Origin of the sequence: Mycobacterium sp. E3339, assembly GCF_001666915.1 — a bacterium.
Taxonomy (GTDB): Bacteria; Actinomycetota; Actinomycetes; order Mycobacteriales; family Mycobacteriaceae; genus Mycobacterium.
Genome location: NZ_LZIZ01000129.1, coordinates 1 through 8,029, shown reverse-complemented (window position 1 = coordinate 8,029; position 8,029 = coordinate 1). Strand labels below are relative to the sequence as shown.

Below are 8,029 nucleotides of genomic sequence, written 5' to 3'. Positions count from 1 at the left end.
CGCCGAAGAAGTCGACCTGCACGCCGGTGCGGGTGAGGTCGCGATCGGCCATCAGGCACACCAATTGGTTGTCTCGCAGCCGGTCGCACAGCACCTCGAAGGCCGGCCGCTCGCCTCCCGACAGCGGCAGCACCTGGAACCCGAGACTCTCGCGGTAGCGCAGGAAGCGCCGGTACAACGACTCGGGTTCGAGCCTCTCGGCGACGGTGGTGAAGGTGCCGCGCGTCTGGGTGAACCACACGCCGGCCATGTCCCAGTTACCGCTGTGCGGCAACGCGCAGATCGCGCCCCGGCCCGTGGTCAGCGCCGCGTCCAGGTTGTCGGCCCCCCGGAAAGCGGCGTCGAGCTCGCCGGCCAGCGCGCGCAGGTCCATCGACGGCAGGCGAAACGCCTCCCGCCAGTAGCGGGCGTAGGAGACCAGCGAGGCCCGCATCAGCTCGTCGGGCACCTCGGCCGGCGTGACGCCGATGACGCGGGCCAGGTTCTTGCGCAGCTGCTGCGGACCGCCGCCGCGGGCGGCATAGCGGGCGCCGGTCTCGAACGCGGAGCGCGCGGCGAATTCCGGCATCGCCCGGACGGCCATCCAGCCGGCCGCGTAGGTCCAGTCGGTCGCGGTGCCGGACACCAGGCGGCGCGGCGCTGAGATCAAACCCATGCCCGGAATCACGGCATGCGCTCCGTCGCGCCGGGCGAGGTCCGCACCGTGTGCAGCCGCTGCAGGCAGGTGAGGACGCTGGCCGCCGCCAGCAGCCACATCGCCACCGGCAGCGCGGGCGGCCAGGCGACGAACGGGAAGTCCGACACGCCGGCGCCCACCAGCACGATGATCAGGCGCTCCGGGCGTTCGATGAGGCCGCCGTCGCCGCGCAGCCCGCTGGCCTCGGCCCGCGCCTTGATGTAGGAGATGACCTGCGACGTGACGAGGCAGATCAGGGTCGCCACCACCAGCGGCTTGTCGTGCAGGCCGAACGCGATCCACCACAGCAGGCCGCAGAACACCGCGCCGTCGCTGACGCGGTCGCAGGTCGCGTCGAGCACGGCGCCGAACCGGGTGCCGCCCCCGCGCTCGCGGGCCATCGCGCCGTCGAGCATGTCGAACAGCACGAAGAACCAGACCACCAGCGTGCCGGCGAACAGCTTGCCCATCGGGAACAGCGTCAGCGCCCCCGCCACGGCGACGACGGTGCCCAGGATCGTGACGGCGTCCGGCGTCAGCCCCATGCGCAGGCACGCCCTGGCGGTCGGGGTGGTGAGCCGCGCGAACGCCGCCCGCGACAGGAACGGCACCTTACTCATGCGCGACTCATTGCTGCTTGGCCCACTCGGTCGACAGCAGCCGGCGGGTTTCGCGCAGCAGCTGCGGGATCACCTTCGCGCCGCCGATGATGGTGATGAAGTTCGCGTCGCCGCCCCAGCGCGGCACGACGTGCACGTGCAGGTGTTCGGCCAGCGACCCGCCGGCCGACGTGCCCAGGTTCACGCCGACGTTGAAGCCGTGCGGGTTTGACACGTTCTTGATGACGCGAATCGCCTTCTGGATGAAGGCCATCAACTCCGCGCTCTCCTCGGCGGTGAGGTCCTCGAGTTCGGACACCCGCCGGTACGGCACCACCATCAGGTGCCCCGGGTTGTACGGGTAGAGGTTGAGGACGACGTACACCAGTTCGCCGCGGGCGACCACCAGGCCTTCCTCGTCGGGCAGTTGCGGGATGTCGGTGAAGGGCTGCTCGGTCTTGCCCGACGAGTCGCGCTTCATCGGCGCTTCGGCCAGATAGGTCATCCGGTACGGCGTCCACAGCCGTTGCAGGTGGTCGTCCTCGCCGACACCGGTGTCGAGGATGGTGTCCTCGGCGCGTTCCTCGCGTTCACTCACCGCCGGTGACCTTCACGAGTTCGGCTGTGGGGACGGCGTTTTCGCGGTCGGCGATCCAGGCCACGATGGCTTCGACGGCGCTGTCGCGGGGCACGCCGTTGATCTGGGTGCGGTCGCCGAAGCGGAAGCTCACCGCCTTCGCCTGGACGTCTCGGTCGCCGGCCAGCAGCATGAACGGCACCTTCTGGCCGGTGTGGTGCACGATCTTCTTGGCCATCCGATCGTCGCTGCCGTCCACCTCCACCCGCACGCCGTGCGACTTCAGTTGCGCGGCAACGCTTTCCAGATAAGGCACATGCTCGTCGGCGACGGGGATGCCGACCACCTGCACGGGCGCCAGCCACGCCGGGAACGCGCCCGCGTAGTGCTCGGTGAGGATGCCGAAGAACCGCTCGATCGACCCGAACAGGGCGCGGTGGATCATCACGGGCCGCTGGCGGGTGCCATCCGGCGCGGTGTACTCCAGCTCGAAGCGCTCCGGAAAGTTGAAATCCACCTGGATGGTTGACATCTGCCAGCTGCGGCCCAGCGCATCGCGGGCCTGCACCGAGATCTTCGGGCCGTAGAACGCCGCGCCGCCGGGGTCGGGAACCAGTTCCAGGCCCGACTCGGCGGCCACCTCGGCCAGGGAATTGGTGGCCTGCTCCCACATTTCGTCGGTGCCGACGAATTTCTCCGGGTCCTTGGTGGACAGCTCCAGATAGAAGTCCTCCAGGCCGTAGTCGCCGAGCAGCTCGAGGACGAACCGCAGCAGCGACGCCAGCTCCCCGTGCAGCTGCTCGCGCGTGCAGAAGATGTGCGAGTCGTCCATGGTGAACCCGCGCGCCCGGGTCAGCCCGTGCACCACGCCGGACTTCTCGTAGCGGTACACGGTGCCGAACTCGAAGAGCCGCAACGGAAGCTCGCGGTACGAGCGCCCCCGCGACCGGAAGATCAGCGTGTGCATCGGGCAGTTCATCGGCTTGAGGTAGTAGTCCTGCCCGGGTTTGCGCACCGTCCCGTCGTCGTTCAACTCGGCGTCGAGGTGCATCGGCGGGAACATCCCGTCGGCGTACCAGTCCAGGTGCCCCGAGGTGTGGAACAGCTGCGCCTTGGTGATGTGCGGGGTGTTGACGAATTCGTATCCGGCCTCGATGTGCTTGCGCCGCGAATACTCCTCCAGCTCCCTGCGCACCACGCCGCCCTTGGGGTGGAAAACCGCCAGCCCGGAACCGATTTCGTCGGGGAAGCTGAACAGGTCCAGCTCGGTGCCCAGCTTGCGGTGGTCGCGGCGCTGCGCCTCGGCGAGCAGCTCGAGGTGGTGATCCAGCGCCTCCTGCGACTCCCACGCGGTGCCGTAGATGCGTTGCAGGCTGGCGTTTTTCTGGTCGCCGCGCCAGTAGGCGGCCGAGCTTCGGGTCAGCTTGAAGGCCGGGATGTGCTTGGTGGTCGGGATGTGCGGACCCCGGCACAGGTCCCCCCAGACCCGTTCCCGGCTGCGGGGATTGAGGTTGTCGTAGGCGGTGAGCTCGTCGCCGCCGACCTCCATGATGTCGGGGTCGCCCGACTTGTCGTCGACGAGTTCGAGCTTGTAGGGCTCGTTCGCCAACTCCGCGCGCGCCTGGTCCTTGGACTCGTAGACCCGGCGCTCGAAGAGCTGCCCCTCTTTGACGATCTGGCGCATCCGCTTTTCCAGCTTGTCCAGATCCTCGGGCGTGAACGGCTCGGCCACATCGAAGTCGTAGTAGAAGCCGTCGGTGATCGGCGGCCCGATGCCCAACTTGGCGTGCGGGAACAGATTTTGGACGGCCTGGGCCAGCACGTGCGCCGCCGAATGACGGATGACGCTGCGGCCCTCGTCGGTGTTGGCCGGCACGGGAACGACGTCGGCGTCGGCCCCGGGCACCCAGCTCAGGTCGCGCAGCTTGCCGTCGGCGTCGCGCACCACCACGATCGCGTCGGGCGCCCCGCGGCCCGGCAGCCCCGCCTCCCGCACCGCGGCTGCGGCGGTGGTCCCGGCGGGCACCCGGATAGGGCCTGCTGGGGACGGGTTTGCCGGGGCGCTCATCCGTGGGTTCTCCTAGGTCGGTGGTCGACGACCATGCTATCGGGGCGTTCCGGACGCAAGCAGGGCCGCCGACAGAGCGCTTCCGCGCCGGGCGAACGGTTCTTCAGTCCGGCGATGGTGCCGCACCGCCGCAGCGGCGGCCACGAGCAGCTTGAAGATCGGCACCGGCGTGTGTCTGGTGGTGGAGCGCCGGTTGTGGCCCCACGATTATGGCGGCGCGAGCCAGGCCAGCGCGGCGACCGTCAGGGCTTGAGTCCCGGTGTCGAGGGTGGGCTGGATGACAGGCGCGAACGTCGGGGAATGGTTGACCGGAATGTCCTCGCTGACGCGGCCCGCGTTCACCGCATTGCGATAGGTGTCGGGGTCGACGCCGCCGATACCCCAGTAGCAATAGGGCGTCCCGAGCGCACTCGGGATGTCGCTGAAGTCCTCGCTGGCGGCCTGCAGCGGCAGCTCGGACGATCGGTCGCCGAAGAAATCGTCGAACGCGGCGCGCACCCGCTCCGCGACCGCGGGATCGTTGACGGTCGCCGGGTAGTGGTCGAACAGCTCGAAGTCGGGATCCATCGGGGAGCCGGACGCCCGGCATTCGGCGGTGACGATGCGCCGGATCGCGTCGAGGACCCTGGTGCGGGTCTGCTCGCTGTAGGTGCGCAGGTTGAGTTCCAGCATGGCGCGGTCGCCGATGATGTTGCTCTTGGTTCCCGCCTCGATCCTGCCGATGGTCAGCACGGCGGAATCGGTTGGCGCGACCTCACGGGAGACCACGGTCTGCAGCCGGATCACGATCATGGCGGCGAGCACCACCGGATCGACGGTGGCCTGGGGCATCGAGCCGTGCCCGCCGCGGCCGTACACGGTAATCCGCACGCTGTCCGCGGTAGACAGAACGGGCCCGGGCCGCGCGCCGACCTGACCGGCCGGGAAAGGCAGGACGTGCTGGGCGAGGGCGACGTCGACGCGGCCGACCAGCGCTGCGAGACCATCGTCGAGCATGCCGCGTGCGCCGTCGCCGACCTCCTCGGCGGGCTGGAACAACGCGATCACGGTGCCCTTCCACTGACCGCGGGCGCCCGCCAGCAATGCGGCCGCTCCGAGCAGGCAGGTCACGTGAACGTCGTGGCCGCAGGCGTGCATCACCGGCACCCGGTTGCCGTCCGCATCGGTGGCGGTGGCACTGCTGGCGTACGGCAGGCCGGTGGATTCCTTGACCGGTAGCGCGTCCATGTCGGCCCGCAGCAACACGGTCGGGCCGTCACCGTTGCGCAGGATCCCGACGACGCCCGTGCCGCCGATGCCCTCGTGCACGTCGTAACCGAAGCCACCCAGCCGCTCGGCCACGGCCGCGGCCGTGTCGCGCTCCTGGTGTGACAGTTCCGGGTGTTGGTGCAGGTTGCGGTAGAAGTCCTCCTGCCAGTCCCGGGCGTCGCGCAGGCCCGCGAGCACCCGGGTGGACACCGAGTTAGTGGCTGTCCCCATCGTTGACGCCCTCCTCCGTCTGATGCGCCCCGGGCGCCGACCGGCGGGACCGACCCCCGGTGAAACGGGTTGCCGGCGACCAGGCGCCCACGGCGGGCAACATCCAGCCACGCCACTGCGCGAGCCAGCACAACACCGTCCCTGTCAGTGTGCCCACCAGCAGCCCGGGGGTCGGATGGTCGCGATAGTTGAAGAGCACCAGGACGCCGCTCGCGGCGAGGGCGCAGGTGGCATACAGGGTGTTGCCACCGAAGATTCCCGGGACGCGACGCATCACGATGTCCCGCGTCGCTCCCCCGCCGACCGCAGAGATCGTGCCCAGCAGCAACGCCGCCAACCAGCCGAGCCCCACGGCGAGCGTCTTATGCGCACCGGTCGCCGCCCAGCATCCCAATGCCAGCGCGTCCACCACCGGCCATACCCGGTTCCACACCCGGCCCTCGACCCGGAATGCGAAGGCGAACGCCGCTCCAGCCAGGGCGGTCAACAGATAGGCGTAGTCGGTGAGCGCGACCGGGGTGCCACGCTGCAGCAGAGTGTCGCGGATCATCCCGCCACCCAGGCCCGACAACACGGCGAGGGCCGCGAAGCCAACGGGGTCCAGCTTCTCCTTGCGGGCGACCACGCCGCCCAGCAGGGCATTGCCGAACACGCCGGTCAGGTCAACCGCACGGAACAAGTCCGCCATTGTCAGGCCGGCGAGCGTCACACCGAAACCCCTTTCCCCACCCGGGTCAGTGTCCCGGGTACCCGCGCGGACAGGGCCGACGCACCGACGCAGTCGACCGTGCCGCCGTCCAACCGGAGGTCGCCGAAACCCTTACGGGGCAACGATTTTCGGCACGACATAGTGCTAGGGTTGCCCGGGCTTGAGCCGCACGAACAGGGCGTCGGCTTCCGTGAGCACGGTGTCGCCGTCGGTCAACCGCCCGGACACGAAGATCTTGCGCCCGTCCACGCGGTCCACCCCGGCGTCGAACTGCAACTCCTTTTCGATGGGCACGATGTTGCGGTAATCGATTTTGAGGTACGCGGTGCGCTGGCGGCGGCTCCCCGTGAGCAGCACCGCCGTCAGGCCGAGCACGGTGTCGAAGAGCATGCCGAGCGAGCCGCCGTGCACCGCGCCGTTGCGTCCCAGATGGAACCGGGCGAAGCGCGCCCAGCCGTGCACGCGGCCGTCGTCACCCTTGCGGGCCGACATCGGGACCGTCAGGAGGTTGCCGCGCATCGGCAGGTCCATGCGCCGGCCCGAGGGCGAGGCCCACTCGTCGGCGTCGTACGGCGCGAGCAACGCCGACACCTTCTCCAGCTGGTTCGCCGCCTCGGTGATCACCTCGTCGGGGGCGTCGACGGCGCGGGCGTGGTCCTGCAGCTTGCGCACGGCGTCGATGAACCGGCCGTAGTCGGGGCCGCCCTTGGTCGTCGGTTCGGGCGGGTTGAACCCGCCGCCGGGGTGCCCGGCCTGTCCGCTGCTCACCCGGACACCGTATCGGGTGGTCAGACGGTGTTCTGACCTCCGGCGGTCGACAGCGCCTCGAACTCGTCGTCGCTCAGCTCGATCTGGGCGGCGGCGACGTTCTCCTCCAGATGTGCCACCTTCGACGTGCCGGGAATCGGCAGCATCACCGGCGACCGCTTGAGCAACCAGGCCAGCGCCAGCTGCGACGGGCTGGCGTGGTGATCGGCGGCGATGCGCTGCAGCGGGCCGTCGGTGGCTGCCAGCGGCCCGGCGGCCAGCGGGAACCACGGGATGAACCCGATGCCCTGGCTGGTCGCGGCGTCCACCAGCGGTTCGGCGCCCCGGGCCGACAGGTTGTACATGTTCTGCACGGACACGATCTCGGTTATCCGCTGGGCCTCGGTGAGCTGGTCGACGTTCACCTCGGACAGGCCGATGTGGCGGATCTTGCCCTCGTTCTTCAGCGCCGCCAGCTCGCCCACCTGGTCGGCCAGCGGGAAGTCGCGGTCGATGCGGTGCAGCTGGAACAGGTCGATGGTCTCGACGCCGAGGCGGCGCAGGCTCATCTCGCATTCCTGGCGCAGATAGCTGGGGTTGCCCAGCGGGATCCAGACGTCGGGTCCGGTGCGCAGCAGGCCCGCCTTGGTGGCGATGACCAACCCGTCGTAGGGGTGCAGCGCCTCGCGGATGATCTCCTCGGCGATGTAGGGGCCGTAGGAGTCGGCGGTGTCGATGAAGTTCACCCCGAGTTCGACGGCCCGGCGCAACACCCGGACGGCCTCGTCCCGGTCGGCCGGCGGGCCCCAGACGCCCTTGCCGGTCAGGCGCATGGCGCCGAACCCGAGTCGGTTGATGGTCAGGTCGCCGCCGAGTGTGAACGTTCCGGACGCTTGGCTTTTTGATGCAACGGTTTCCGAGTTTTGTGCGGTCACTTTTACGACCGTACGCCGGAAATCCGCCGCGCATCCCGGCGTGGCAAGCTGGGCCGGTGGACCTAGGAGCGCTCGAGGAACTGCCGTTGACCTACTCCGAGGTGGGGGCGACCGCGTCCGGCACGTTGCCCGCGGGGTACGGCCACCTGCACACCGAGAAACAGATCGGCACGGGGCAGCAGCGCTTCGAGAAGGCCGCCGACGCCGTCATGCGGTGGGGCATGCAGCACGGCGCGGGC

9 protein-coding genes are annotated in these 8,029 nt (G+C 69.6%); 1 reads left to right on the top strand and 8 read right to left on the bottom strand.

Going from position 1 to position 8,029, the window contains the following annotated elements:
* From A5702_RS11765 to A5702_RS11730, 8 genes are all read right to left on the bottom strand, one after another.
* Positions 1 to 655, bottom strand: a 655-nt coding sequence (locus A5702_RS11765) for a phosphatidylinositol mannoside acyltransferase (RefSeq protein ID WP_068220861.1), incomplete at its 3' end; no start/stop codon positions are given.
* A gap of 8 nt (positions 656 to 663) precedes the next feature.
* Positions 664 to 1,296: a phosphatidylinositol phosphate synthase gene (gene pgsA / locus A5702_RS11760; RefSeq protein WP_055400849.1), complete on the bottom strand. Its 633-nt coding sequence runs from the start codon at positions 1,294 to 1,296 to the stop codon at positions 664 to 666.
* Positions 1,297 to 1,303: 7 nt separating this feature from the next.
* Complete coding sequence (locus A5702_RS11755; protein ID WP_055400847.1) at positions 1,304 to 1,873, bottom strand: HIT domain-containing protein; 570 nt, start codon at positions 1,871 to 1,873, stop codon at positions 1,304 to 1,306.
* Entirely contained in the window at positions 1,866 to 3,920 is a 2,055-nt protein-coding gene (thrS, locus tag A5702_RS11750; protein WP_068220859.1) for a threonine--tRNA ligase, read from the bottom strand. Before thrS ends, A5702_RS11755 begins: the two co-directional genes overlap by 8 nt.
* A gap of 207 nt (positions 3,921 to 4,127) precedes the next feature.
* A complete protein-coding gene (locus tag A5702_RS11745) occupies positions 4,128 to 5,366 on the bottom strand; it encodes an amidohydrolase (RefSeq protein WP_197506548.1) in 1,239 nt (412 codons plus the stop codon).
* A 16-nt stretch (positions 5,367 to 5,382) separates the two neighbouring features.
* Complete coding sequence (locus A5702_RS11740; RefSeq protein WP_082956036.1) at positions 5,383 to 6,108, bottom strand: trimeric intracellular cation channel family protein; 726 nt, start codon at positions 6,106 to 6,108, stop codon at positions 5,383 to 5,385.
* 144 nt (positions 6,109 to 6,252) lie between these two features.
* Positions 6,253 to 6,876, bottom strand: coding sequence for a PaaI family thioesterase (locus A5702_RS11735; RefSeq protein WP_068220853.1), 624 nt, complete (start codon positions 6,874 to 6,876; stop codon positions 6,253 to 6,255).
* A 20-nt stretch (positions 6,877 to 6,896) separates the two neighbouring features.
* Positions 6,897 to 7,790: an aldo/keto reductase gene (locus A5702_RS11730; RefSeq protein WP_068220850.1), complete on the bottom strand. Its 894-nt coding sequence runs from the start codon at positions 7,788 to 7,790 to the stop codon at positions 6,897 to 6,899.
* 56 nt (positions 7,791 to 7,846) lie between these two features.
* Here A5702_RS11730 and A5702_RS11725 point away from each other — a divergent pair.
* On the top strand, positions 7,847 to 8,029 hold a 183-nt coding region (locus A5702_RS11725; RefSeq protein WP_156669585.1), incomplete at its 3' end, for a DUF1990 family protein.

Excerpts from the sequence above, each read along its gene's own strand:
- thrS (WP_068220859.1), bottom strand. The coding sequence starts at position 3,920 with ATGAGCGCCCCGGCAAACCCGTCCCCAGCAGGCCCTATCCGGGTGCCC.
- pgsA (WP_055400849.1), bottom strand. The coding sequence starts at position 1,296 with ATGAGTAAGGTGCCGTTCCTGTCGCGGGCGGCGTTCGCGCGGCTCACC.